At 70.5% G+C, this 24,414-nt stretch carries 26 protein-coding genes and 2 pseudogenes; 14 read left to right on the top strand and 14 right to left on the bottom strand.

What is annotated here, in order from left to right; all coding sequences use genetic code 11:
- Positions 1 to 51: 51 nt before the first annotated feature.
- Positions 52 to 1,668 (bottom strand): D-alanyl-D-alanine carboxypeptidase/D-alanyl-D-alanine-endopeptidase, encoded by a 1,617-nt coding sequence (gene dacB, locus P3T39_RS13755; protein WP_280697816.1) that lies wholly within the window; start codon positions 1,666 to 1,668, stop codon positions 52 to 54.
- A 370-nt stretch (positions 1,669 to 2,038) separates the two neighbouring features.
- Here dacB and P3T39_RS13750 point away from each other — a divergent pair, with 370 nt between their 5' ends.
- Entirely contained in the window at positions 2,039 to 2,527 is a 489-nt protein-coding gene (locus tag P3T39_RS13750; RefSeq protein WP_280697815.1) for a glutathione peroxidase, read from the top strand.
- Between the two features lie 118 nt (positions 2,528 to 2,645).
- Here the strand turns inward: P3T39_RS13750 and P3T39_RS13745 are convergent.
- Positions 2,646 to 2,825: pseudogene (locus P3T39_RS13745) on the bottom strand (ATP-binding cassette domain-containing protein); the annotation flags it as partial.
- A 311-nt stretch (positions 2,826 to 3,136) separates the two neighbouring features.
- Here P3T39_RS13745 and P3T39_RS13740 point away from each other — a divergent pair.
- The gene (locus tag P3T39_RS13740) at positions 3,137 to 5,332 is read left to right on the top strand and encodes an amino acid adenylation domain-containing protein (RefSeq protein ID WP_280697814.1); all 2,196 of its coding nucleotides are present in this window, start codon (positions 3,137 to 3,139) and stop codon (positions 5,330 to 5,332) included.
- Between the two features lie 99 nt (positions 5,333 to 5,431).
- Here P3T39_RS13740 and P3T39_RS13735 read toward each other — a convergent pair whose 3' ends face one another.
- On the bottom strand, positions 5,432 to 5,692 hold the full coding sequence (locus tag P3T39_RS13735; RefSeq protein ID WP_348534338.1) for a hypothetical protein: 261 nt from the start codon (positions 5,690 to 5,692) through the stop codon (positions 5,432 to 5,434).
- On the opposite strand from P3T39_RS13735, the gene P3T39_RS13730 reads away from it, so the two are divergent.
- Together P3T39_RS13730 and P3T39_RS13725 are read left to right on the top strand one after the other, a co-directional pair.
- Positions 5,685 to 6,236, top strand: coding sequence for an NAD(P)H-binding protein (locus P3T39_RS13730; protein ID WP_280697813.1), 552 nt, complete (start codon positions 5,685 to 5,687; stop codon positions 6,234 to 6,236). The genes P3T39_RS13735 and P3T39_RS13730 overlap by 8 nt on opposite strands.
- Before the next feature lie 36 nt (positions 6,237 to 6,272).
- Entirely contained in the window at positions 6,273 to 6,719 is a 447-nt protein-coding gene (locus P3T39_RS13725; protein ID WP_280697812.1) for a universal stress protein, read from the top strand.
- A gap of 28 nt (positions 6,720 to 6,747) precedes the next feature.
- Here the strand turns inward: P3T39_RS13725 and P3T39_RS13720 are convergent, their stop codons facing one another.
- Positions 6,748 to 7,398, bottom strand: coding sequence for a DUF4232 domain-containing protein (locus P3T39_RS13720; RefSeq protein WP_280697811.1), 651 nt, complete (start codon positions 7,396 to 7,398; stop codon positions 6,748 to 6,750).
- Between the two features lie 189 nt (positions 7,399 to 7,587).
- Between P3T39_RS13720 and P3T39_RS13715 the strand changes: the two genes are divergently transcribed.
- A complete protein-coding gene (locus tag P3T39_RS13715; RefSeq protein ID WP_280697810.1) occupies positions 7,588 to 8,301 on the top strand; it encodes an alpha/beta fold hydrolase in 714 nt (237 codons plus the stop codon).
- 109 nt (positions 8,302 to 8,410) lie between these two features.
- Here P3T39_RS13715 and P3T39_RS13710 read toward each other — a convergent pair whose 3' ends face one another.
- Together P3T39_RS13710 and P3T39_RS13705 are read right to left on the bottom strand one after the other, a co-directional pair.
- Positions 8,411 to 9,766 (bottom strand): hypothetical protein, encoded by a 1,356-nt coding sequence (locus tag P3T39_RS13710; protein ID WP_280697809.1) that lies wholly within the window; start codon positions 9,764 to 9,766, stop codon positions 8,411 to 8,413.
- Between the two features lie 83 nt (positions 9,767 to 9,849).
- A complete protein-coding gene (locus tag P3T39_RS13705) occupies positions 9,850 to 10,092 on the bottom strand; it encodes a hypothetical protein (protein ID WP_280697808.1) in 243 nt (80 codons plus the stop codon).
- A gap of 230 nt (positions 10,093 to 10,322) precedes the next feature.
- Between P3T39_RS13705 and P3T39_RS13700 the strand changes: the two genes are divergently transcribed.
- Positions 10,323 to 10,988: a hypothetical protein gene (locus P3T39_RS13700; RefSeq protein ID WP_280697807.1), complete on the top strand. Its 666-nt coding sequence runs from the start codon at positions 10,323 to 10,325 to the stop codon at positions 10,986 to 10,988.
- Positions 10,989 to 11,009: 21 nt separating this feature from the next.
- On the opposite strand, the gene P3T39_RS13695 is transcribed toward P3T39_RS13700, so the two are convergent.
- The gene (locus tag P3T39_RS13695; RefSeq protein WP_280697806.1) at positions 11,010 to 11,813 is read right to left on the bottom strand and encodes a nucleotidyltransferase domain-containing protein; all 804 of its coding nucleotides are present in this window, start codon (positions 11,811 to 11,813) and stop codon (positions 11,010 to 11,012) included.
- Between the two features lie 164 nt (positions 11,814 to 11,977).
- Positions 11,978 to 12,529 (bottom strand): GNAT family N-acetyltransferase, encoded by a 552-nt coding sequence (locus P3T39_RS13690; RefSeq protein ID WP_280697805.1) that lies wholly within the window; start codon positions 12,527 to 12,529, stop codon positions 11,978 to 11,980.
- A gap of 142 nt (positions 12,530 to 12,671) precedes the next feature.
- Here P3T39_RS13690 and P3T39_RS13685 point away from each other — a divergent pair, with 142 nt between their 5' ends.
- From P3T39_RS13685 to P3T39_RS13675, 3 genes are all read left to right on the top strand, one after another.
- A complete protein-coding gene (locus P3T39_RS13685; RefSeq protein ID WP_280697804.1) occupies positions 12,672 to 12,989 on the top strand; it encodes a metalloregulator ArsR/SmtB family transcription factor in 318 nt (105 codons plus the stop codon).
- Positions 12,990 to 13,060: 71 nt separating this feature from the next.
- Positions 13,061 to 13,789, top strand: coding sequence for a DUF2071 domain-containing protein (locus P3T39_RS13680; protein WP_280697803.1), 729 nt, complete (start codon positions 13,061 to 13,063; stop codon positions 13,787 to 13,789).
- A gap of 162 nt (positions 13,790 to 13,951) precedes the next feature.
- Positions 13,952 to 15,043, top strand: a complete 1,092-nt coding sequence (locus tag P3T39_RS13675; RefSeq protein ID WP_280697802.1) for a hypothetical protein — start codon at positions 13,952 to 13,954, stop codon at positions 15,041 to 15,043.
- A gap of 72 nt (positions 15,044 to 15,115) precedes the next feature.
- Here P3T39_RS13675 and P3T39_RS13670 read toward each other — a convergent pair whose 3' ends face one another.
- Both P3T39_RS13670 and P3T39_RS13665 read right to left on the bottom strand, forming a co-directional pair.
- Positions 15,116 to 16,021, bottom strand: a complete 906-nt coding sequence (locus P3T39_RS13670; RefSeq protein ID WP_280697801.1) for a Gfo/Idh/MocA family oxidoreductase — start codon at positions 16,019 to 16,021, stop codon at positions 15,116 to 15,118.
- 90 nt (positions 16,022 to 16,111) lie between these two features.
- A complete protein-coding gene (locus P3T39_RS13665) occupies positions 16,112 to 16,774 on the bottom strand; it encodes a DedA family protein (protein WP_280697800.1) in 663 nt (220 codons plus the stop codon).
- A 338-nt stretch (positions 16,775 to 17,112) separates the two neighbouring features.
- Here P3T39_RS13665 and P3T39_RS13660 point away from each other — a divergent pair, with 338 nt between their 5' ends.
- Positions 17,113 to 17,388 carry a hypothetical protein gene (locus tag P3T39_RS13660; protein WP_280697799.1) on the top strand — a complete coding sequence of 92 codons (276 nt, stop codon included), beginning with the start codon at positions 17,113 to 17,115 and terminating at the stop codon, positions 17,386 to 17,388.
- On the opposite strand, the gene P3T39_RS13655 is transcribed toward P3T39_RS13660, so the two are convergent.
- Both P3T39_RS13655 and P3T39_RS13650 read right to left on the bottom strand, forming a co-directional pair.
- A complete protein-coding gene (locus tag P3T39_RS13655) occupies positions 17,375 to 17,545 on the bottom strand; it encodes a hypothetical protein (protein WP_280697798.1) in 171 nt (56 codons plus the stop codon). The genes P3T39_RS13660 and P3T39_RS13655 overlap by 14 nt on opposite strands.
- Before the next feature lie 357 nt (positions 17,546 to 17,902).
- Positions 17,903 to 19,864, bottom strand: coding sequence for a collagenase (locus tag P3T39_RS13650; RefSeq protein WP_280697797.1), 1,962 nt, complete (start codon positions 19,862 to 19,864; stop codon positions 17,903 to 17,905).
- Positions 19,865 to 20,383: 519 nt separating this feature from the next.
- Here P3T39_RS13650 and P3T39_RS13645 point away from each other — a divergent pair.
- A pseudogene (locus tag P3T39_RS13645) lies at positions 20,384 to 20,560 on the top strand (transposase); the annotation flags it as partial.
- A gap of 312 nt (positions 20,561 to 20,872) precedes the next feature.
- Here the strand turns inward: P3T39_RS13645 and P3T39_RS13640 are convergent.
- Entirely contained in the window at positions 20,873 to 21,676 is an 804-nt protein-coding gene (locus P3T39_RS13640; protein WP_280697796.1) for a hypothetical protein, read from the bottom strand.
- 69 nt (positions 21,677 to 21,745) lie between these two features.
- Positions 21,746 to 22,015, bottom strand: a complete 270-nt coding sequence (locus tag P3T39_RS13635) for a papain-like cysteine protease family protein (protein WP_280697888.1) — start codon at positions 22,013 to 22,015, stop codon at positions 21,746 to 21,748.
- 377 nt (positions 22,016 to 22,392) lie between these two features.
- Between P3T39_RS13635 and P3T39_RS13630 the strand changes: the two genes are divergently transcribed.
- From P3T39_RS13630 to P3T39_RS13620, 3 genes are all read left to right on the top strand, one after another.
- Complete coding sequence (locus tag P3T39_RS13630; protein ID WP_280697795.1) at positions 22,393 to 23,292, top strand: haloalkane dehalogenase; 900 nt, start codon at positions 22,393 to 22,395, stop codon at positions 23,290 to 23,292.
- A 128-nt stretch (positions 23,293 to 23,420) separates the two neighbouring features.
- Positions 23,421 to 23,612, top strand: coding sequence for a hypothetical protein (locus P3T39_RS13625; protein ID WP_280697794.1), 192 nt, complete (start codon positions 23,421 to 23,423; stop codon positions 23,610 to 23,612).
- Positions 23,613 to 23,891: 279 nt separating this feature from the next.
- Complete coding sequence (locus P3T39_RS13620; RefSeq protein WP_280697793.1) at positions 23,892 to 24,329, top strand: hypothetical protein; 438 nt, start codon at positions 23,892 to 23,894, stop codon at positions 24,327 to 24,329.
- Positions 24,330 to 24,414 lie beyond the last annotated feature (85 nt).

The following is a 24,414-nucleotide window of genomic DNA, read 5'->3' as shown; positions in this document are numbered from 1 at the left end:
GCCGGTGCCGCTTGGTCGGGTAACCGAGTAACCCCCATATCTGACGATTCGTCAACACTGGTCACTGGACGCACAGTTGTTCTCCCAGTCGCGGGCGTCCCTGCCGGCGCGGTGCCCGGGTGCGCTCTGCAGCGCTGCGCCGGTGCTGTCGGCGGAGCCGGCGACGGTGCCGGAGGCGGCGGCAGCGAGGCGGACGGCGAAGGCGTCGATGACCGGGCGGGGGTTGCTGCCGACGAAGTTGTTGAACAGCAGCGTGAAACCGAGCGTGCGCCCGTCCCGCCGCTCGACGTACCCGGCCAGGTTGTCCACCCCGCTCATGGACCCGGTCTTGGCGTGGACCCGGCCCTCGGCCTCGGTGCCCAGCATCCGCCTGGAGAGGGTACCGCCGACCATCCGGCGCGGGTCCCCGGCCACCGGAAGCGCCTCGTACCAGGGCGCGAACCACGGCTGCCGTCGAGCGAACTCCAGGAGTTTCACCAGCCGTTGAGCGGTCAGCAGGTTGTGCCGGGACAGGCCGGAGCCGTCGGTCTGCCGGGCGGCGGTCGGTTCAAGACCACTGCGGTGCACAAAGGAGGCGATCTGGTCGAGCCCGGCCCGCCAGCTGCCGGATCCGGCTCTCACCCGGCCGATCTCCTTGACCAGGTGCTCGGCGATCCCGTTGTTGCTGAGTTTGAGGAACGGCACCATGAGCGCGGAGATCGGCGCCGAGTCGTGGCGCGCCAGCACGGCGGCGTCCGCCGGGGCCGAGCCCGCCCGCACTGCTCCCTGGACACTCACCCCGTGGCGCGCCAGGGCGGCCGAGAACACCGTCGCGGTCACCCGCGCCGGGTCCTCCACGGTGACCCACTCCTCACTCGTACCTCCGTCCACCGGAAGGCTGCCCGCCAGGACGATCTCATTGGTCCCCGGGGTCCGGGTCACGTTCACGGTGTACTCGCTGCCCGCCGCCGCGGTGTCGATCCGGCCGCCGAGCTTCACCGGGGCCTCGGCGGGCATGAGCTGCACGGCGGCGGGCCGCCCCGGCGCCGGATCCGGCGTCAGCGTGAGCCGGACGGTGCCCGGGTCGTAGTCGGTGTCGCTGGCGAGGGTGAGCGCGGAGATCTGCGGACTGTAGTACGCGGACTGGTCGTCCCAGGCCCAGTTGTCCCCGAGCGGCACGCTGTCGTAGCGGGAGGCGTCCGCCAGTACGCCGCCGGAGACCGTGGTGATCCCGGCCGTCGCCACCTGCGCGGCGAGCGCGTCCAGATCGGCGGGCAGCAGACTGGGGTCTCCCCCGCCCCGCAGGACGAGATCGCCGTCGAGCTTCGAGCCGACGCGTCCGCCTGCCGCGAGGACCTCGGTCCCGAAGCGGTGGTCCGCGCCCAGGAGGTCGAGAGCGGCAGCGGCCGTGAAAGTCTTCAGGGTGGAGGCGGGCAGCATCAGTGCACCGGGTGAACGCCGGTAGAGCACCTCACCGGTCGCGACATCGGTGACCAGTGCGGACACCTGAGCGCCCGTCAGGCGCGGGTCTTCGAGCAGCCGGTCCAGATCCGAGGAGAGCGACGAGGCCGCCGGTGACGAGGCCATCGCAGTCGCGCCGGGGGCCGCCGGGGCGGAGCCCGTGAGCAGCAGGGCAGCCAGGACAGCGGCCAGCGGCACGCTGGGCCGCCGGACCGAAACGGTACGCACAGGGCCTCCAGGGGCGGACGAGCAGCAGCCGGAGCCGGCCCCGGTCGCTCACACCGCCCACACCGGCCGACCGCCACCACCTTGGCGCCCCCGGCCCGGAACGGCCCCGCTGACACGCGGCGCGCGCGAAATCCCCCGCGCCGACCACTCCCCCTCAGCACGTGGGCCAATGTATCGAACGTGCAATCGGTTCCGTTCGACTCCGTATCGGCCGTCAAGGAGAGCGGTGAGTGCCGGCGTCCGCCGTCCTCCCGGCCGGTGCGGCGACCAGCAGCTGCCTCACCCCGGCATCCCTGCCAGGCTGACCGGGAACACCCGGGCCGGGCGGGCAGTTGTCCGCTGCGGCGAACACCTACCGAAGGGGCCTTCCATGAGCCTGTACGACATCCCGCTGCACACCCTGGCCGGCCGGCCCGCCTCGCTCGGCGACTACAAGGGCAAGGTGCTGCTTCTGGTCAACGTCGCGTCGAAGTGCGGCCTGACGCCGCAGTACGCGGGTCTGGAGCGGCTGCAGCAGCGCTACGCCGAGCGCGGCTTCACCGTACTCGGCTTCCCCTGCAACCAGTTCATGGGCCAGGAGCCGGGCAGCGCCGAGGAGATCCAGACCTTCTGCTCGACCACCTACGGTGTCTCCTTCCCGCTCTTCGAGAAGATCGAGGTCAACGGGGACGGCCGGCACCCGCTGTACGCGGAGCTCACCGAGACGGCCGATGCCGAGGGCCAGGCCGGTGACGTCACCTGGAACTTCGAGAAGTTCGTCATCGGCACCGACGGTGCGGTTCTCGGCCGCTTCCGCCCCCGCACCGAGCCGGAGTCCGCGGAGCTGATCGCCGCCATCGAGGCCCATCTGCCCGCCTGACCCCGGTCACAGGCAGTCACCGCACGCCGTCGCCCCGCCACCCCGCCGCCCTCGTACCGAGGGGCTCAGACGCCCGCCGGGCGGCGGGGTTCGGCCCGGGCGCTCCAGCGGCCGTCGTGGCGCCCAGCAGGCCGAGCAGGGTGCTCTTGCCCGCGCCGTTGGCGCCGAGCAGCGCCCAGTGCTGGCCCGGCTCGACGGTGAGCGAGACCGCCCGCAGCAGATAGCGGCCGTCGCGGACGACGTCCACCTCCCTGGTGCGCAACAGCGGTCCCCGGGGCGGTACTTCGACGCTGGTCATGCCGGTCCTCCCCGGTACGAACGAACGGCCGCCAGGCTAACAGTGCGGCCCTTGCGGTTGCCGGGCCGTCCACCCACCGGTCGGCCGGGCGCCGCCGAGCCGTACCCGGCTCCCGTTCGGCCGCCGGGCAGGGCCCGGCGGCCGATGGGAATCCCTTGCGGCCCAGGGGAATTCCTGCGACCGTCCCGAAGCGGTGACAGCTCTGCAACTACTCCGCACCCAAGGAGGATCACTCAGCCGATCTGGCCGCACACTGTCAGTGGAGGCGGGGAGGATCTGAACGGTGCCACCGATGAGGGAGGGAACGCGCGATGAGCAGTGCGGCAGGGGCATTGGGGGAGGTGCACGCCGTCCACCAGCTGTTCGAGGAGCACGCCCGCAGGGCGCCCGAGGCAGTGGCGGTGGTCTGCGGCGACGAGCGTCTCACATACACCGAGTTGAATACCCGGGCGGACCGACTGGCCCATCGGCTGGCCGGGTCGGGCCTCGGCTCCGGCGGTCTTGCCGCGGTGGCGCTGGCGCGCGGGCCCGGGTTGCTCACGGCCCTGCTCGCGGTGCTCAAGACGGGCGCCGCGTACGTTCCGCTGGAGCCAACGGCCCCGGACGCGGCGGTGCGCCATGTGCTCGCCGATGCCGACCCGCTGGTGCTGCTGACGGAGGAGGCGTACCGGGTCAGGCTGACGGATACGAGCAGCCGCACCGTGCTGTGCGTGGACACGGCCGCCGAGTCGATCGCCGCCGAGGCGGCCACTCCACTCGGTGTCACCGTCCAGCCGTCCGATCCGGCCTGCGTGTTCTACACCTCGGGCTCGACCGGCCTGCCCAAGGGCGCGCTGGTCGAGCACCGCAATCTGCTGCACTCCTACCGGGGTTGGCAGTCGGTCTACCGGCTCTCCCCCACCGACCGCTTCCTCCAGACGGCGACGCTGGAGTTCGACGTCTTCACCGCCGACTGGATCCGCGCCCTGGGCGCGGGCGGCACCCTGGTGATGGCCCGGCGCAACTTCACCCTCGACCGCACCACCGAGATCTCCGAACTGCACGAGCTGGTGCTCCGCGAAGCGGTGACGGTCATGGAGACCAATGTGCACACCCTCCGACGGCTGTTCGCCCATCTCCTGCCGCGCGGGCTCGAGTTGGGCGAGGTCAGGCTGCTCTCGGTGGGCGCGGAGAAGTGGTACCTGGACGAGCAGCTCCGTCTGCAGCGCTACCTCGGCCCGGGTGTCCGCCACATCAATGTGTACGGCGTGGCGGAGGCGGCGGTCGACAGCACCTACTTCGACAGTTCGACGCTGGCCGAGGCGCCCGAGGACGCCGAGCGGATCTCGCTGATCGGGCAGCCCTTCCCGGGCACCCGGGTGCACCTGCTGGACGCTTCCGGGCGGCCGGTGCCACCCGGTCGACCGGGCGAGATCTGTCTCGCCGGGCCGGGCGTCGGCCGAGGCTATCTCAACCGTCCCGAGCTCACCGCAGCCCGGTTCCAGGCCGCCGAGTTCGACCAGGACGGCCGGATCTACCGGACGGGCGACATCGGACGGCTGCGTCCTGACGGTCTGCTGGAGTACATCGGCCGCGCCACCGACCGCGCCGACGGTACGGGCACCGCCGATGCGAGCGAGGTCACGGCGCTCGCGGAGATCGAGGCCGAGCTGCGCACCCACCCGGACGTGCGGGAGAGCGCGGTCGCCCGGATCGAGACGGCACCGGGCCAACACCGGCTGGTCGCCTACGCGGTGACCGCCGCCACGGCGGACGCCGGATCGCAGGACACCGGCTCCGAGCACGCCGTGCCCGAGGGCCTCCGGGTCACGGAGGGCGTGACGGACGGTTGGGTCCTGCGCACGTACCTCGCCGAACGGCTTCCCGAGCGGCTGCTGCCGGACGCCGTGGTGCCGCTGCCCGCCATGCCGCTGACCCGCGCGGGGAAGCTGGACCGCCGCAGCCTGCCGCAGCCCGCCCCGCGCGACCACGCGGCCGGGACGGCGCGCCCCGGCCCTGGCAAGACGTCGGTTCAACGTCGTGGCAGCGCAAAGGCGGGCTACCGCCCGCCGCGCACCGGTGGCGGCGGGGCCGCATCCTCGCGCGGGGCGTCGGCCGTAGTGCTGACACTGCTGTTCGCGGTACTGGCCTTCGCCACCACCGACGTTTTCTGGCCGGGTTCGACGGACGTCACCGCCGTGCCCTCGCCCTGGGCCGCCCTCTTCCAAGTGCTCTACGTCTGCGAGTGGTTGGGCTTCGGAGCGGGCATGGCCTTCCTCTTCCTGGGCCAAGCGGTCCTGGAGCGCCAGCGTCCGGCCCGCCCGGCCCGACTGACCGGCTTGACGGTCGCCGCCATCGCCTGGCTGCTGATCGCCTGGTGGCCGCAGGACAACTGGTACCGCACCAGCTCGCCGACCGACTGGCCCCGGCAGGCCGCGCTGGTCTACGGCTTCAACGTGACGCTGATCATCGCCGCCCTGGTGGTCGTCCGCTTCCTGGCCTGGCAACCACAGACGCCCAAGCGCTGAACCGAGCCCGGGGCCCGGTCCCGTCCTACCGGGGCCCGGGCGCGAGGATCACACGACGACTCGCCAGAGCGGCGCAGGCGCAGGCGGCGCCGCGGCGAGTCAGTGCCTGGTGTCGCCGAGAGACTCCAGGAGGTTCCGGAGGCCTTCGGCGAGGGTATCGCGCTGGGCTTCGGTGAGACCGGCGAGCAGCCGGTTCTCGGTGTCGATGTGCTCGGGCAGGGCCTTGTCGATGAGCGCATGCCCCTCGTCGGTGAGAGCGACCTGCACGCTGCGGCCGTCCGACTCGCTGGAGCTGCGGATCACCGGGCCGCGAGCCTCCAGCCGGTCGAGGCGCTGGGTGATGGCCCCCGAGGTGACCATCGCCCGTGGCCACGAGGTCACCGCCCTGGTACGCAGTCCGAGCCGCTTCCCGGAGCTGCCGGCAGCGGTCGTGGCGCGTACCGGCGATGCCGGAAACGTCGAGGACGTCGCCGAGTTGAGCGCCGGTCAGGACCTCGTGATCAGCACCACCCGTCCGGCACCCGGCAGTGAGGGCGACCTCATCACGACCACCAAGGCGCTGCTGGCCGGGCTCGCCCGGACCGGCGTGCGGCTGCTGGTCGTCGGCGGTGCCGGAAGCCTGACCGTCCCCGGCACCGGTGGTGCCACCGCACCACCGCACCAGGTTCACCGTCGCCTACTGACCTTCCCCCGAGGCCGCCTTGGAGCAGCCGTGGCCCGCACCGCCCGTCACCGTCCCGGCTCCCGGCCCCCGGCTCCCGGCTCCCGGCTCCCGGCACGGACGCGGTGCGACCACAGCCGCCTCGGAGGCACGTCCGGCGGGTCACCGTCGAGACCCTGCTCGGAAGACGTGATCGAACGCACCGTTCCGGCGTATTACCTGCCGTTCGCCCTGCGTACGTAAACTGAATTGCATCCGCTTCGGAGGGAAGGCCCGGCGATGTTCGAACGTGGCACGGACGGCCCCAAGGTGATCGTTGTCGGAGTCGACGGCTCGGACTCCTCCTGGCGGGCCGCTGCCTACGCCGCAGGGCTCGCCCGCCGACAGGGCTCGCTCCTCGCCATGGTCTACATCCAGCCGGTGTCCGCCATGCTGGCGATGACCGGCTTCGGCGGGGAGCTCAGCGGCACCACCGGGAGCGTCGCCGAGGACATCGTGCAGCAGGCCCGCGAGGCCGCCGAACGACTCGGTGAGACCCTCAGCGTGCGCTGGGAGTTCCACACCTCGATCGGTGATCCGTTCAGCGGCCTCGCCAAGGCGGCCGATGACCTGCGCGCCGACGCTGTGGTGGTCGGCGCATCCGAACAGGCCGGCCACCGGGTCATGGGCTCGATCGCCGTCCGCCTGGTCAAGGCCGCCCGCTGGCCGGTCACCGTGGTGCCCTGACAGATCACCAAGGCGCCACGGACAGGTCCTAACCCTGCTCGATCGGGCCGATGGTCAGGGCGTGGACGGTCGGGCCCGCGCAGTGTTCGGTCTTCCACGGGAGGAAGATCGCGGCCTGCTCGTTCGGCGGGTAGATCCGCAGGCCCTGCGCGGGGGTGAGCCGGCACTCCTTCGGGTCGTAGCCCCCGATGCCGTTGCTGTCGTGCAGCTTCGCGTTCGCCGTCCGGCCCGGCTTGAGGGTCACGGTGACGACACTGCCCTCGGCGCGCACGGCGGGATTCCCGGACTGCACACCGTTCGCGGCGACATAGGAGACGCCCGGATAGCCGGTCAGCGTGCAGCTGGTGGCCGAGGTGTTGGTGAAGACCAGGGTCGAGTAGTACTGACCGGCGCCGACGCTGGGATCCTTCTGCACGACCGAGAGCTGGCTGCTGGTACACGCGTGCGTCGAGTTCCCCGCCTGGACCGGGGTGACCCCGGCCGACGACGACTGACCGCCCGAGGCCGAACCGCCCGAGCTGCCCGGACCTCCCACTGCCGACGACCCGGACGACCCCGCCGAAGGGGAGGGCGAGGCCGAGCAGGCGGTGCTCGTCAGCGCTACAGCGGCGATGACGACGGCCGGGACGGCGACCGAACGCCGTATCGCACTCAACCGGTGAACAGACTTGACCGACATTGGCTGCACCCCTTGCAACGAACCTGATCCTTCGTCCCCTGACAACCTCAGCCTGCCCCGCCGAGCACCGGCTACCGCCTGCGTTACAGAGCCGTAGCACAGGCCGGACAGCCCTGGGACCGACCCCGGCGGGTTCGGCCGTCCGCGAACCCCGCTCGGGCGACGCTGACCTGCGGGTAGCTTCGCAGCATGGCTGATCATCACAGGGTCCGCGTCGGTGACGTGTCGATGGCGTACCGGGTGTCCGGCGATCCCGACGCCCCGCCACTCGTACTGCTGCACGCTCTCGGCGAGAACGCGACGGACTGGGCCGGTGTGGCACCCGCCTTCACGCGCCACTGGCGGGTGTACGCGCCGGACCTGCGCGGTCACGGGGAGAGCGACCATCCCGGTGACTACTCCTTCGACCTCATGCGGGACGACGTCGTCGGGTTCCTGGATGCGCTGGGGCTCACCCGGGTGGATCTGATCGGCCACTCGATGGGCGGGGTGGTGGCGTACCTGCTCGCCGGGAAGCACCCCGAGCGGGTCGGTCGACTCGTCCTCGAGGACGTCCCGCCGCCGCTCCCGCGCGAGCCGACCCTCTCGACCAGGCCCGAAGGACCGCTCTCCTTCGACTGGGCGGCGGTAGCGGCCGTCAAGGCGCAGGTCGACGTCCCCGACCCGGCCTGGCTGGCGGGGCTGGGCGGGATCGGCGCACCGACGCTCGTCGTGGCCGGCGGCCCGCAGAGCCACGTACCTCAGGACCGGATCGCGGAGATGGCCCACCGGATCCCCGACTGCCGGGTCGTCACCATCCCTGCCGGGCATCTGGTGCACGCTGCCATGCCGGCCGAGTTCACGGAGACCGTCCTGCGGTTCCTACGCCCTGCGGACGCGCGGAACCAGACCCACGGACGCTGACTCGGACGGCGTTCCCCGCCCTCGCGCAGGGCACGGCCCGGCGACCGGTCTGCGGTCTGCGGTCTGCGGTCTGCGGTCTGCGGTCTGCGGTCTGCGGTCTGCCCTGGCCCTACCCGAACCCGGCCGGCGTGGGCAAGTCGCCCCAGGAGTCGCCGAGTTCGCGGGCCGCGGCGCGCAGCACGGCCTCGGCCGCGGTGAGGGCGTCCAGTGACCGGGCGGCCAAGGCGACGCCCACGGTGGGGAATTCCTCGAAACCGGCGGTGACGATGGTGGGCAGGAGGGTCGCCCCGAGCGGGGCGCAGCGGGCGGCCATGCGTCGCAGCTGCTCCAGCAGGGCCGGCTGCGAGAGGCGGGCCCCGAGCGGGACTTGGTCGATGGTGCGGACGTAGTGGCCGGGCCGGTCCCGGACGGCGTCGAGGCGGGCCTGCACCATGAAGGCCACGGCAGGTCCGGTGAGGCGGACGTTGGTCTCGGTCGGGGCGAGGCGGCCGCCCGGGTCCACGACGAAGTCGATGTCGTACCAGCCCCGGTGGCCCGCTTCGGCCAGCGCCCGACCCACCGCCGTCCCGAAAGCCGCAGCCGGGGCGGCGAGCGGCCGCGGTACGAGTCCGGGGCCGACCGTCGCTCCCCGGTAGTGGGCGTCCTCGACGTCCATCAGGGCCACGCCCACCGGGTGGACGCTGCCGTCCTCGGCGATCACTCCGTCGAAGGTGAGGTCGGGGAAGCGGCGGTGGCCCGCTATGTGCTCCTCGACCAGCACTCCGCCGCTGCTCGGCGGAAGGACCCGGGCTGCCGTCAGCCCCCGCAGCAATGCCCTGGGGCCACCCGCCTCCGCGACCTGGCCCGGTGTCAGGATGACGGTGCCGTAGCCGCCGACACCGTGCGGCGCCTTGAGGACGACGGTCCGCCCGAGGGCTGCCTGCTCACCGAGCAGCCGGACGAGTCGCCGCGGCGACTCGACTGCCCGCTGTCCGGGTACCCGGACGGCCGGGTGGTGAGCGGCGATCTTACTGAACAGGGCGTGCGACTCCGCCTTCGACTCGAAGCGGTGGACGGCTGCGAGAGCCGCGCCCGGCGAGCCGCCCGCCATCGTCTCGGTGGCAGCGGTCCGCCCCCAGCAGCGGAGCGGCAGCCCGAGGCCGGTGATCCGCTGCCGCAGGGCGGGGCGCGCCGCGAGCCCCTCGGCCACCGTGCTGTGGTCGGTCGCGATACCGCAGTGCACCTCCACCGAGTCCCAGGCGAGGACCTCGCCCAGGAGGCGGAGCCAGCCCTCCTCGACGTGCTGCGGGAGGACGAGCAGGCCCGGCTCGGGGGTGTAGAAGGCGGCCAGGCAGGAGTAGTGGTGTCCCTGGCGCCGCAGCTCACGGGTCTGCGGGAGGAACTGCGCGTTGAAGTCGGCGACATTGCCGAGGTGGACGGCCCGTCGGCCACCTGTCCAGGCGTCCTGCCACGGTGCGGCTCGCATCCTGTGAGCCTACGGTCCCGATGGGCGCACCGGGACCGCTTCGCGGCCAACGGGCCGTCAGCGCGGATAGGGAAGCTCTGCGATCAGGCTTCCCCCGGGTGCCAGGCCGGCCACTCCCACGGGCGATCGGCCCACTGCACCCGGACGGGGTCGTGCGGGTCCAGATCGGGGAAGAGTTGCTTGATCCGGGGCTCGAACTCCTCGGGAGCGAGCGGCTCCCAGCCCACGTCGCGGAAGTGCACCAGGCGGTAGCGGCTGTCCGTACGGAACTCGGCGATCTTCACCAGCGGCGTCTCTTCGGCCGCGTCGTCCTTGTTGCTGCTCATGCCCACAGCATCGGCCGGGCGACCGGTTCGCGCACCCGCACGACCGCCGTGCGGATGCCGTCCCGGAACTGACGGACCGCCGGGCTGCCGGATCCGCCCGACCTCGAAGCCACCGGCCGGTCGAGGGCACTGGCAGTACCTCTCGGACGTGGGCGTTCCGCTGTACGGGCGTGACTCGTTGAACACGGTGACCCGCCACCCGAGCGGGACCGGAGTGTGCGGGAGGACGTATGGACGAGAAGTGGCAGGCCCCGTTGCAGTACGGGTGGGAGCAGCAACCGGCATCGCCGCCACCGCCTCCTCCCCTGGCTCCACCGACCCCCTGGGAGCCACCGGTCACTCCCCCGCCACCACCGGGTCGGCTCACCCGCAGGGCGGTGATGGCCGCGGCGGGCCTCGGCGGCCTGGCCTTGCTGGGCGGGTTGCTGGCCACCTGCGGGCCGTCCGGCGGGAGTGCGGGCGCACTGGTCCCCGAAGCCTCGCCGAGCGGCAGCCAGAGCGACCGCCCAAACAGCAGCCCGAGCCAGGATCTGAGCGCCTTCCCCGGTGTCGGCCTCAGCCCCACCGCCGGGCCCGGCGCCGAATCCGCCTCGCCGAGCCCGAGCCCGTCGGCCTCGCCGTCGGCCACCCCGAGTGACAGCCCCGAGGCGGAGTCCGCCGCGTCAGGGGACGGGTCCGACCAGCAGGGGGCTCAGTCACAGACAGCTCGTCAGCACAGCCGGCCCCGTCCTGCCGTGCCGCCACGCCCGGGACCTCACACGGGGGCGGGGCGGCCTTCGAGCGCTGCGACCGAGGTGTTCCCGTCGCTGAGGGTGTGCGCCGAGGCCGAGCGGCTCGGCGAGTGGGCCCCGGGCTCGGAGCAGGCGAAGCTCTGCCGCAGCCTCTACGGCAGCTGAGACGCCGTCCGGGGCATCGGCTCAGTCGCGCGGGGTCTTGTCCCCGTGGACGGCGGTGTACTCGGCGGCCAGCCAGGGCGCGAGTTCCTCGATGAGCGCCGTCAGCACGTCCGCCTCACCGCTCGGTGTACGGGCGACGGCCGAAGCCGTACGCATCTGCTCGGCCCGTTCGGGGTAGTAGCGCGCGAAGATCTCGGCAGCGGCGGCCAGATCGCTGGTCCATCCGCCCCAGCGCGGCATCACCAGCGTGAATCCGGTGCGGACGAGCCTGCGGGCGACCCCTCGGCCGAGCACGCGCAGCTCCGCCTCCGAGCCGCCCGCCAGGCGCTCGCGCCAGCGCGGAATGGCGAGGGCGAGATCGCCGTTGGTCTCGCGGGCCAGCAGCGAGGTCGGGCGGTACCGGGGCAGCCGGGCGGCGAGGTCGACGCCGAGCAGCGGGGTGCACAGGCAGGCGACGAACCAGCCCAGGTCGTACCGTTCGAGCTCGCTCAGCAGCCCGGCCTCGCTGAAGAGCAGGATCCCGGCGCCGACGATCTGCGGGAACTCGGCGTCGAGCTCGGCCTCCAGAGCATCGGCCTGCGCCCGGTCCGCGGCCGTGGGCTCGCTGCGAAGCGCCAGCAGCAGGTCGAGGTCGGAGACCCCGGGGACGGCGGTGCCGCGCGGGATGCTGCCGTAGAGGTAGGCGCTGTGCAGCGAGGAGGGACCGAAGCGCGCGGCGATCCGGGCACGGGCCGCGTCCACCACGGGCGCGAAGGCTGCCGGTACCCGGCTCAGCGATCCCTCGCGTGCGATGTACCCGTCGGAATCCAGCCCTCGGTCCGTCATTCGGTCCGTCATTCGGTCCGTCATGGAGCACCTCCCGATCACGATCCTGGGAGCACTCTGCCCCGCGCCCGCCTCGCGTGGCGAGCGGATTCCACCCGGCGCGCCTTCGCCCGGCCTCCTGCGCCGTCCGGTCTCTTGCGTCGTCCGGTCCTTCGCTGAAGCCGTCAGAGCTGCTTGACCAGCTTCTCGAAGCGCAGGTCGGGTCGGCGCGGTATGCCGAAGCGCTCGTCGCCGTACGGGAAGGGCTGGTAGATGCCCGTCCGGTGGAAGCCGCGGCGTTCGTACCAGGCGATCAGGTCGGCGCGCTGCTCGATGACGGTCATCTCCAGTTCCTCGGCGCCCCACTGTTCACGCGCGACGTGCTCGGCGTGTTCGAGGACGGCTCTGCCGAGCCCACCGCCCTGGAGCGTGGGGCGGACCGAGAACATGCCGAAGTACGCGCTGGCGCCGCGACGTTCGAGCTGGCAGCAGGCGAGCAGCTCACCCGCCCGTTCGGCGACCAGCACCAGGCCGTGCGGATGTTCGATCGCCTCGGCAACGCCATCGGCGTCGGTACGGCGGCCGTCCAGCAGGTCTGCCTCGGTGGTCCACCCGGCCCGGCTGGCCTCGCCCCGGTAGGCGGATTCGACCAGGGCCACCAGCTCCGGCACATCGGCCGCCACCGCCGGACGGAACGTCAGCCCAGCACCCTCGCCTGCATCCTTGGACCACGACACCCGATCCTCCATCTCTCGAACCCGCACTGCCGTGGCCGCCGGACCAGTTCCGATCAAGCCCAGCTGCATCGTGCCACACCCCCGGGCCCGTCCAGATCCCGGCCTTGATTACGAATTTAGCTACTGTGCTAATAATGTAGCCATGCACCAGACGGACGAAGACGAGGTGAGCGTCTTCCGCGCGCTCGCCGACCCCACCCGGCGGCAGATCCTGGAGGACCTGCGCGACGGTGAGCTGGCGGCGGGTGAGATCGCGGCAAGGTTCCCGATCAGCGCGCCATCGGTCTCACGGCACCTCGGCGTGCTCAAGTCGGCCGGGCTGGTCCGCGAGCGCCGCGATGCCAACCGGATCCTGTACTCGCTGGTCGAGGAACGGCTGGCGACCTGCGTCGGCCGCTTCCTCAGCGCCGTCTGCCCGGAGCAGGTCGTCCTACGGCACGTCAGGCGCCGCAACAGCTAGCGAGCCTGTTGCAGAAGTGCCGCCGAGCCCGCGACGCCGAGCTCCACTTCCGTGACAATCCAGGGGGAACCGTGATCACACCGAAGCTGTCCAGCACCGTCGAACGGCGGCTGCTGGTGAACTACCGGATCGAGCCGGAGGCCGCCGCGCGGCTGCTGCCCGCTCCGCTGCGGCCGCAACTGGTCCGCGGGTGGGCGGTCGCGGGCATCTGCCTGCTCCGGCTCGGCGACACCCGTCCGCACTGGGCCCCGCGCGGGGTCGGGCTGCGCAGCGAGAACGCCGCGCACCGGTTCGCGGTCGAGTGGGACGGCCCGTCGGGCCCTGAGACCGGCGTCTACATCCCGCGTCGGGACAGCGCTTCGGCGATCAACGTCCTGGCCGGCGGGCGGCTCTTCCCCGGCGAGCACAGCGCCGCGACCTTCGAGGTCCAGGAGAACGCCGACGAACTGCGCATCTCCTGTGCCGGACGCGACGGCGCCACCCGGGTCGCCGTCACCGCGAGCCCCGCCGAAGAGCTCTGGGGCAGCAGGCTCTTCGACGACCTCGACCAGGCGTCGGCCTTCTTCCGCCAGGGCACCAAGGGTTTCTCGGCCACCCGTTCCGGCCTTCGGCTTGACGGTATGGAACTCCGGACGGACGACTGGCGGATCGAGGCGGCCGTCGTCCACTCCGTCCACTCCTCGTTCTTCGACGATCCCGGGAACTTCCCTCCCGGCAGCGCCGCACTCGACTGCGCGCTGCTGATGCGCGACGTCCAGGCCGACTGGCACCCGCTGCCGGCCATGCCGACGGCCGCCTGAACGACGGGGCGGGGCGGGGCGGTGGCAGCGCGCCGCGGGTTCGAGGACGCGTACGACCGGCCTGCGGCGCTCGCCACCGGCTGACGCTCCGTCGTCCGCGACGCGTCCGGCGGCCGGCACCTGTCGAACGTCGCAGGCCGGCCGCCGGGCCACAATGACGCCATGAGTTTGATCTACATCCTGGCCGGACTCCTGATCCTGCTGATCACGGTGGCCAGCATCCTGCGCACCCTGGTGGTGCCGCGCGGACTGTACTCGGTCCTGGTCTACCGGCTCTGGGCCCTGCTGCGCGGCGCACTGAAACGGCTGGCGGCACCCTTCGGCGGCGGCTACCGGGTGCACGACCGGGCACAGACCTGGCTGGCTCCGCTGATACTGCTCTGCATGCTCAACACCTGGCTGGTCAGCATGCTGTTCGCCTACACCCTGCTGCTGCACGGCACTTCGGGCCTGCCCTGGGGCGTCTCCTTCCGCGAGGCCGGGTCCAGTCTCTTCACCCTGGGCTTCGCCAGCAGCAACCGTCTGCGGCTCAGCACGCTGGACTTCCTCGCCGCCGCGAGCGGCCCGCTGACCATCGCCCTGCTGATCGGCTACCTGCCCACCCTCTACGGCGCCTACAACCGGCGCGAGGTGGAGGTGACCTTGCTGGAGTCCCGGGCGGGCGAACCCGCGTGGGGCCCCGAACTGCTGGCCAGGCAGTCGCTGGTGGACACCGAGACCGCGCTGCCGCAGCTCTACCGCGACTGGGAGCGGCTGGCAGCCGACATCGGCGAGGGGCACTCCAACTACCCGGTGCTGCTCTCCTTCCGCTCCCCGCAGCCCAACCGCAACTGGGTGGTGGCGCTGCTGGCGGTGATGGACGCCGCCGCGATCCAGCTCTCCATCTGCCCGAGCACGGCTCCGCCGGAGGCCCGACTGGTACTGCGCGCCGGGTTCACCGCCATGCGCGACATCGCACGGACCCTGCGGATCGACTTCGACCCGGACCCGGAGCCGGACACCCCGATCCGGCTCACCTTCGAGGAGTTCGACGCGGCGGTCGCCATGGTGACCGCGAGCGGGACCGTCAAGGAACGCCCGACCGCCGACGCCTGGCCGCACTTCCGGGGCTGGCGGGTCAACTACGAGGCCCTGGCGTACGAGCTGGCGCGGCGCAGCGATGCCGTCCCCGCCCTCTGGTCGGGCCCGCGCGACTTCCCCTCAAGCCCCATCCCGCCCCGCCGCCCGGCCGACCGCCGCCCCAAGCCCAGTTGAGCGGAGAACCCTTCAGGGGCGCGGTGGCCCCGGGGAATCCCCGGTCCAGCCGCACAGCTCAGACGGTGCAGCTCAGACGGTGCAGGCCGAGCCCGTCGTCAGGGCCTGCTCGGCGGCGGCCAGGATCTCCACCACCCGCAGGCCGAAGGCCGCACCGCACGGGTGCGGCTCCCCGCCGCGCGCCGCACCGAGCAGGGCGTCCACCGCACGCCCGAAGCCGACCAGCGGACTCTCGTTCCGCTCGGGCATCCGGACGAGCCCGGCTGCACCGCGCAGCTCCAGGCTGACTCCGGACACGGCCGCCGCCCGGGGTGTGGCCAGGCTCAGCGTGGCCGTGCTGGAAGCACCCTGGGCGTGCCGCAGCACCAGGTGCACGGTGCCGCCGGGGCCCTCGGCCGCCGTCACCCGGACCACGTCCCCGAGCACCGGCAGCAGGACGGACAGGGCGTGCGGCCCGACGTCCCAGAGCGCGCCCTTCTCGTGCCGCCAGGGCGAGGGGACGTACGGGCGGTCGCTGTCGGCGGCGTAGACCGAGCCGAGCCACTCGCAGCGGGCGGTGAACCACTCGGGCTGCGCCGACTGCTCGGCCAGCCAGGACGCCTGATCGCCGCCGAAGCGCAGGGTGAAGAACACCACCGAGGCACGCCCGGCCCGCTCGACCGCCTCGGCCACCCGCCGGGCCTCGGGCACGGTGAGCGCCACCGGCTTGTCCAGCAGCAGATGGCACCCGGCCTCGGCGGCCCGCAGCGCGAGCTCGGCCTGCACGGACGGCGGCAGCGCGACGGAGACCGCGTCGACCTTGCCGAGCAGCTCGTCGAGGTCGGTGCAGGCGGGCACGTTATGCTCGGCGGCGAGCGCTGCCGCCGCCTCGGGCCGACGGCCCCAGACCCCGGCGAACTCCACCTCCGGATGGGCGGCCAGCCCTGGTGCGTGCACCCGCCCGGCCCACGACCCGGTGCCCAGTAGTCCTATCCGCATGCCCTGCCTCTCCCCACCGTCCGGCAACCGCGCACGCCCGCGATCCCGGATCGTACGCACCACCACTGACAGTCCGTCACCGCCGGGACGTCAGTCCCTGACCGGCTCCATCGGCGTCCCGCTCCTGCCGCCCGAGGTCTCGGGGTGCTCGGCACGGGCCTTGGCGGCCCTGCGCTTGAACAGCCAGGCGGAGAAGGCGCCGACGACGAGGGCCACGACCAGACCGATCCAGGCGAAGCTCGACAGCCACTTCTCGGCGACCTTGCCCACCTGGTAGACCAGCAGCGTGGTACCACCGGCCCAGATGACGCCGCCGAGCACATTGGCGATCAGGAACTTCCAGTACGGCATCCTCAGCGCGCCCGCGAGCGGACCGGCGAAGATCCGCAGCAGTGCGATGAAACGGCCGAAGAAGACGGCCCACATGCCCCACTTCTCGAAGGAGCGCTCGGCGGTCTCCAGGTGGTCGGGCCCGAAGTGCCTGGGGAACTTGCGGCCGAGCTTGTCGAAGAGCTGCTTGCCGCCCTTGCGCCCGATCGAGTAGCCGATCGAGTCGCCGACGACCGCTCCCAGGATCGCGCAGATCGCCACCCCCCAGGGGTTGACCGTGCCGCTGACGGCCAGCATCGACGCCGCGACCAGCGCGATCTCACCCGGCAGCGGGATACCGAGGCTCTCGAATCCGATGATCAGCCCGACCAGCGCGTACACGGCCGTCGGTGGAACGCTGTCGATCCACTGGTCGATGTGCAAGGTCGGTTACCTCCGTGGGGCAGGACGAGACCGCGGGTCTCGCGTGTGACAGGCCGGGTCGATCGAGGGGCGGACCGGGCGGGCCTTCGCCTCCCCCGGCGGACCGGCGATCCCCTCAGGGCAGCCTAACCCGACAGCCCACCCGCGCTGGCAACGGTCAGTGCTCGCCGATTGTTCCTGCGGCAGACGGCGCCGATCGGTCCGCGCCTGGCGCTGCGGCTGCTACCGGTCCGCCGGCTTCCGGTCCGCGAAGCGCAGGGCGACCACCGAGGGCCGCCTGGCGCCCAGCAGCGGCAGCCGGGCCACCACCGGGAGCAGCCGGCCTGGGCAAGGCCCGCGTGATCTTCGATTACGAGGGGCTCGACTCCGATATCGAGCGCGACCGCCGGTGGATCATCCAGCGCGCGGAGGACGCCCGCGAGTACAGCCAGAGGCTCAGCTACAACGTGCGAGCCACGAAGGCGCGCCAGCGCGAGCGCGGGGAGTGGTCGCAGGCCGCACCGTACGGGCTTCGGACGAACCGCAAGACACGCAAGCTGTCCCCGGACCCGAAGACCTGGCGATTCATCGCCTTCATGTTCCGCGCCGTCGCCCTGGGAGTCAGTCTGCGGTGAAGACCGCGTCGAAGCCCACGGTGAAGTAGCCGGCGTTGTCACGGATCAGGTACCGGATGCCGGCGGTGCGCACGTCGTCCAGGGTCATCAGGAGATTGCGGGCCTGCTGGATGGCCCATTGGGCAGTGACGTTGCGGGTGACGCCGGCGATGTGCACCCGCCGGGTGCCGTGCTCGATGAAAACAGGACGAGCTCGACGTCCTTGGCCGCAAAAGAGCGGGCCAGCAGACGTGGCCAGCTGAGCAGGAGGCAGCCGAATCGGTAGGCGAGACGAAACGTCACGATCCCCAAGCGTGCGGTGCCGGGCTCGGGCACACTCTCGACGTGATCACATCGTGACCCTGAAGCTGCAGCTCAGTGCAGGTGACAGGGTTGTCGGCACCCACAGGGTCAGAAGTATGAGCCAGCGGTCGGGAGCACCGCGCCCGCGAATCCGACGGCACATGGCACGCGAGGCTCCTGAACGGGCCGTTTACTGCCGCCCGTCCAGAAGCCTCGCTCCGTACTGGAGATCTCAGTGGCGGGAGAGGCCGTGGTCGCTGTTTGCGGCGCAGCCGCCGGTTGCGCAGGTGTCGAGCCAGGTGCTGAAGTCGTCGTCGTAGCGGTTGCCGATGTCCGAGTTGTAGACGGCGTAGCCGCCGGCGTAGTCACCGGCCTGGAACTTGGCGAGCATGTTCTGGATGTCCGCCGGGTGTTTCTCGAACATGTATCGCACCGCCAGGTAACCCCAGGGGTAGGTGCGGGTCACGTCACTGTTGTCGTACGTGCCCTGCCACAGCGTGCTCAGCGCATAGGTGTGCTTGCCGGCTTCGGCGACTGCCTCGGTGTCGGTGACACCGCGGTAGCTGTAGGAGACGTACTCGGCCAGTCCCTCGATCCACCAGATGTCTGGGACGGTGATTTCCTGGGTGAAGTCGCCCTTCATGTCGTAGCGGCCGTCGAGGTAGTGCGTGTACTCGTGGTTCAGGTTCCATATCCGCGCCGCGAAACCGTCGTCCGAGCTCTTCTGGTACATGATGGAGCGGACCTGGTTGGCGGGGTCGGCCGGGTTCCCGGTGAGGGTGATGCCGCCGTTGTCGGTGTCGACGCCGAATATCGCTCCTGCGTAGGTCTGGTAGTCGCCGCGGCTGGCGAAGACGACGACCTGGATGGAATCCTCGTGCTGGTCGGGGATCGGGCCGCTGTCGTTCACGAGGTTGTGGAAGTACCCGTCCTGCTTCTGGAGGCTGTCGCAGGTGGCGGCGAGCTCGTCGGAGGTCATCGCCTGCGCGCGGATGGTGCGCGTCCCGTCGCAGGTGTAAGTGGTCGGCAACGCCGCCGCGGTGAGCTGGTCGGTCAGGTTGCACGTGCCGTAGTACGAGCAGCTGTCCTTGTCGTTGGAGTCGGCCTGCTGCGCGATGCCGACCCACAGCGGGGCGGTCGGGCCGGTGATCGACGAGGCGTCCAGCAGCCCCTTCATGAGCGGCTGCACCTTGTCCTGGAGCGCGGAGTGCTGGACGAAGCGGGCCATCTCGATGCCGGCGTTGGAGGTCAGGAAGGAGTTGTCGGTGCCCAGCAGCCCGAGGTGGTTCTGGGCGAAGGCGTAGAGGGTGTCGAGGATGCTCGGGTCGTTTGTGACCGCGTCGACGAAAGCGGGGTTCTGGTGCCCTCGGAACAGCGGCGTGTAAACGTTGTTGACGGCGTTGATCATGGAGGGGAACGCGTCGAACGAGCTGTCGTAGGCGTTCAGGACCTGCTTGTAGGTGCTGAGGTACCGCGCCTGCTCGTTGGCGCTGTCGGTGAGGGTAATCGCCTCACCGACGACGTCGCCGCTGGCTTGACTGACGTCCATGAAGTGCGGATTGGCGACGAACGTGTCCAGGGCGCCTTCGATGGCGGTCGACAGGTCCGTACCGTAGCTGCCGGTGTCGCTGGGATCGTGGAACTGGACGTAGTAGCCGGCGCGCAGGAAGGTTACGAGCTGCTGCACGCTGGTCGAGTTGTCGCCGGGGTACGTCGTCGCGGCGCTCTGGAAAGCGTCGGCGATGGTGACCATCTGGGCTTCGCGGAACACGTTGTACGCGTCCCCACCGGTGATGGTGAACAGAGTGTTGACACAGTCGGTGGTCGATGCCTTGACGAAGTCGACCAGATCCGATCCGCTCCGGCTGGCGAAGTCTGCCGGGGTACAGGATGCCGCGTCGGCCCGCGCCGCTTTACTCCTTTCTGCCGTCGCGCTGTGCGTTTTCGCCGTTGGGATGTGGGGGCGGAGTCGGGCGGTGGTAAGTGGTGTGCTTTGCGCAGCAGGGCGGTCCGAAGCGGTGGTGGCCGGACCGGTCGGCGGCAGCGGCCGCTTCGCGTTTCTGGTTCCGGCGACGGCCTTGGTATGGGCGGTTGGACCGGGCACCGCGAGAGCCGGGGTGGCCAGCAGGCCGGTGATCGTGGCGAAGGCTGCCAGACAGACGGCCATTGATCTGATACGACGGTGACGTGCCATGAGTTGCTCCTTGTCCATCCGGCCGACCGCGCGTTGATGCGGCTGGCCTTGGTGCTGCGGAACGTGACGTCCTCACAACAGGAGAGACGGGAGGGCGCCGGCGATAACAAAAAACGGGGCATGAACTGCCCCGGGTTTCGTAGAGTTCGGTCTTGGTTCCCCCCGACCGCCCCCTCGCCTCCCTGGGCCCACGTCACCCGCCTGCCGGAGGCGCCGCCGCGCCGCTTGTTGCCGCGGCCACGACCCGCCCAGGTGCGGCCGGAGGACCAACTCCCTGACCCTGGTGGCGAAGTCGGGTGGTGAAGTCGTGGGACAGTGGTGGCCTGACCACTGAAGAGCGTTCTCTGCCAAGGGTGCGGGGGGTTTCGCGTGTTACGTCCGGTCGAGGTTCCGCCGATCCCTGAGGCCACGGCTGAGCTGGCGTGACAGGTACACCCGCACGGGACGGATGAGATGCGGGTGCGCGACGCGTTGGGGCCGCGGTTCACCGACGCGGACTTCACCACCGGCCCGCTCGCGACCAAGGGTTTCACGGTGCTGCCCAGAAGGTGGGTGGTGGAGCGCACCCTGAGTTGGCTGATGCGCACACGCCGCCTGGTACGCGACTACGAGCGGCACACCGACATCGCCGAGGCCATGATGCTGTGGTCGATGACCATGGTCATGACCCGCCGGCCGGCCCGGCGGCCAGCCTGAACCGGCCCGGCACGTCCTCGGCCAGCCACCCGCGGGCCACCAGCCGCTTGGCCCGAGACCGTATCGCTCGATCTTCGACGGCACCAGCTCCACCTCCAGCGCAGCCGCAATCTCCTGGCAGCTCATCGCCTCGGAATCGTCCGTTCGCTGACGGTCCGCCAACAGGTTGACGATGCGCTGATACTCCACAGCCAGCACACCTGCGTCCGATCCCGGCCCCCACACCGGCACCACAAGTGCCTCGCTCCCGTCGACTCCACACCCCCCGAGCAGCAGAAACCTCCACATCACGTCCGGTACGACAACGGCTTCTTACGCCTGGCGGGCCGCGCGCGAGCGACGGCGGCGCAGGAGCACGGTGCCGGCGGCGAGGGCCAGCGCGGCGCCGGAGGCTGTCGGCACCGTGGTCGACGGCCTGGACGGACGGGCCGGTGCGGCGTTGGCCAGGCCGTAGCCGCCGGCCAGGCCGTTGCGGTCGTACGAGGAGCCCGGCATCTTGTCGGCGTAGCGCTGGTGGACGAGCTTCTGGTAGTCGGTCAGCGACACGCTGCTGCGGCCGCCGAGCCCGTCCTGCGCCTTGTGGTTCAGCGGCTGGACCTTGCCGTCGGCGAGCGTGTACCAGGCGTGGATCTGCGGCTCGCTGAAGACCGTGGTGCCCTGGGTGGCCTTCTTGGCGTAGCCGGCGTCCTCGTCCCCATCGCGGATGCCCGCCAGCTGCCAGGAGTTGGCGCCGCGGCTGAGCAGGACGTCCGCATGGTGGCCGTCCTTGCCGGTCACCGGTGCGGCCAGGAAGGACAGGCGCACGGCGTTGCCGGCCGTCGCGGGCTTGGCGCCCTTGACGAAGTCCGGCGACAGCTCGTACAGCGCCACTGGGGCGTCCATGCTGAACGGCTGGTTGCTGTCCGCGGCTGCGCCGGCCGCCGGCATGGCCGGGACGCCGTTGCCGGCCGCGGCGACCGTGCCGAGGAAGCGGGAGACGGTGCTGTGGACCTGGTCGGAGGCCAGGACCTGGTCGGAGGCCAGGACCTGCTGCGCCTTTGGCAGGTCCGGTACGCCCGGCCGGTCGTCGGCCCGGGCCTGCGGGCAGACGGCGGTCAGCAGCGCCGTTGCGCCCACGGCGAGCGAGGCCAGCGGGCTGCCGGCCGACCGGTGCGGTGGTGGTTTCGCGTGCGAGGCGAGCCTTCCTCAGTTGTGGATCCCGATCCGGGAGTGGGTCCAGGTGAACGAGCTGTTGCTGGCGTAACTGTCGTAGTTCCACCAGGTATAGGTCTGGGTGGACGGCCACGGGTCGCCGACGGCGATCATCTTGGAGGACGGGTCGTAGCCGTAGATCACGTTCATGTGCCCGCCGCCGGCGGCCCAGCCGATCCGCACCGCGAACGGGCGGTTGCCGGCTATCTCGTTGGCGGTCTCGGCGAAGGTCGCGCTGCGGACGAACTCCTCGTCAGCGAACAACTCCCCGAGCTCGCCCCGGACCCGGATCTCCAGCGCACCCTTGGGAAACGCCGCACGGGCCACCACCGCCGTCCGCTCTGCAACCTCCGGCCATGAACGCGGCTGCACCGACACCAAGACCCCCGACCTCTCGAAACCCAGCCGGCAGCATCCCCAACAACCACCGAATTAGGCAACGGAGCCCTTCATGCTTCGCCGCCATGTCCGGCCACCCACATGACGTTGCGTGGCATCGCAATTTCTAGCGATGGCGACGTTGTTCATTTTCCCCTAACCTTGGAAGCAAGCCAAGCACGGAGGGCCATCGGACCGGGAATTGTCCATCAATTCTCAATCGCCGATCCAGAAGCAACTTCCCAGAGGAGGGATCTTCGGAAGTGGCAAATTCCTATGGCGTAAAACCCTACGGTGAAAAGAAGACCGCCGTCGTCAAGGGGCGACGCATGGCCTACATTGAGGAGGGCTCGGGGGCTCCGATCGTTTTTCAGCACGGAAATCCGACATCCTCCTATCTGTGGCGCAACATCATGCCCCATCTTGAGGGGCTCGGGCGCCTCATCGCGTGTGACCTGATCGGCATGGGCAACTCGGAGAAACTGAGCCCTTCCGGGCCGGAGCATTACACCTACGTGGAGCAGCGGGAATATCTCTTCACCTTGTGGGAACAATTGGGGATCGACCAGGATGTCGTGCTGGTGCTGCACGACTGGGGTTCCGCTCTCGGATTCGACTGGGCCAACCAGCATCGGGACCGCGTAGCAGGAATTGCCTACATGGAATCAATCGTCACACCACTGGTGTGGGACGACTGGATAGTTCCCGCACGACGCGAGGCCTTTGAGGGCCTGCGGTCGCCCGCAGGCGAAACGATGGTGCTGAGGGACAACTTCTTTGTCGAGACGCACATGCCCAGAGGGATCCTGCGTACGCTGAGCTCTGAGGAGATGGCGAGTTACATCAAGCCGTTCGCAACTCCTGGAGAGGACAGACGTCCTACACTCACCTGGCCCCGCGAGGTGCCGATCGACGGATACCCTCCGAACGTCGTAGACATTGTTCATGGCTACGGCAACTGGCTGGCGCAGTCAGATGTCCCCAAGCTCTTTATTAACGCGGATCCAGGGGCGCTGCTCACCGGCCGACCCCGAGAGTTCTGCCGCACTTGGACCAACCAGACAGAAGTTACCGTGCCTGGGAAGCATTTTGTACAAGAGGACAGTCCTGACCAGATCGGCGAGGCCATCCGTCGGTTCGTTCAGGGCCTTCGACGACCGTAGCGCAAAGTACTCAGGCCACGCCTGGAGTCCTCAAGTTTTCATTCGCAGCGTCCCCTTGAACTTGTCGGGTGCGACCACGACCAGGCCGGCTGACGGTACTGCTCGGGACATGCCGTCACGTCTCACCGATGGTTGAGCGGTTCTCAGCGAAGGTTGACGGAGCCGCTTCCAAGTGGGTTCTCGTCAGCAGCATCAGCGCGGTCACCTCCATGATGCGTGCCCCGGTGGGCGATAAAGTCGCGGCGCCGGGCGATACGGCCTTCGGGGAGCTGGTCCTCGCCGAGCGGCTGGCGTCGCCCGCTCGGCAGGCCATCCGATGACGGAAGGCGACCTGGCAGCGACTCGGACCATCCTGACGAGGGATCACCAACGACGTCCTCGATGTCGCGGGACCTCGCCGAAGGGGGCTATACGGAGGTGGACAGTCCGCCCTGTGACCTCTGCGGGCGCGCCCGCGTACTGCGCGCCGACACGCCGATGAGCGGGATTCGCCGCACTTGTGCCGTGAGTCCACAACCGCCGCGTCCTGCAGGCAACCGCCGGACCGCGCCCACGCCACGCACCAGATACCGAAAGACCGGACGTCCAAGGAGGCTGTCATGCCCTTTATCAACATGACCGTGCGAGAAGGCGCACTCACCACCGAGCAACGCCACGAGGCCATGGCCCGCCTGACAGACGCGCTCATGTTCTGGGAAAAGGTGCCCGAGACGCCCGCGGCCCGCAAGATTATGAAGGGCTGGGTCTACGAGGTCGCCGCCGACGCCGACTACAACGGCGGCAGCCCGGATCACGAGAAACCGTTCTACTTCATCGAGGTGCGCATCCTGAGCGGACGCCTCGACGTCCTGGACAAGCAGGGCATCATCCGCGACTTCACCGAGATCATCATGCGGATCGAGAACAGCGAGCGCACTCCCGAGAACCTTCGTCGAGTCTGGGTGACGATCAACGAACTCGACCGCGACGACTGGGGCATCGGCGGCCATACCGACTGGCTACGCGATTACACCACCGCCCTGGAAGAAAACGGCTGAAACGGAGCCTTGGGACGGAACAGTTCCGGTCCCGTGCGACTGCGGCGCCGGTGACCTGTCTCATCGAGCCCTGGGCGATCTCAGC

It is taken from the genome of Kitasatospora sp. GP82 (genome assembly GCF_029892105.1).
Lineage (GTDB): Bacteria > Actinomycetota > Actinomycetes > Streptomycetales > Streptomycetaceae > Kitasatospora.
The sequence above is the reverse complement of the archived record's forward strand: the minus strand, read 5'-3'. Positions and strand labels throughout refer to the sequence as shown.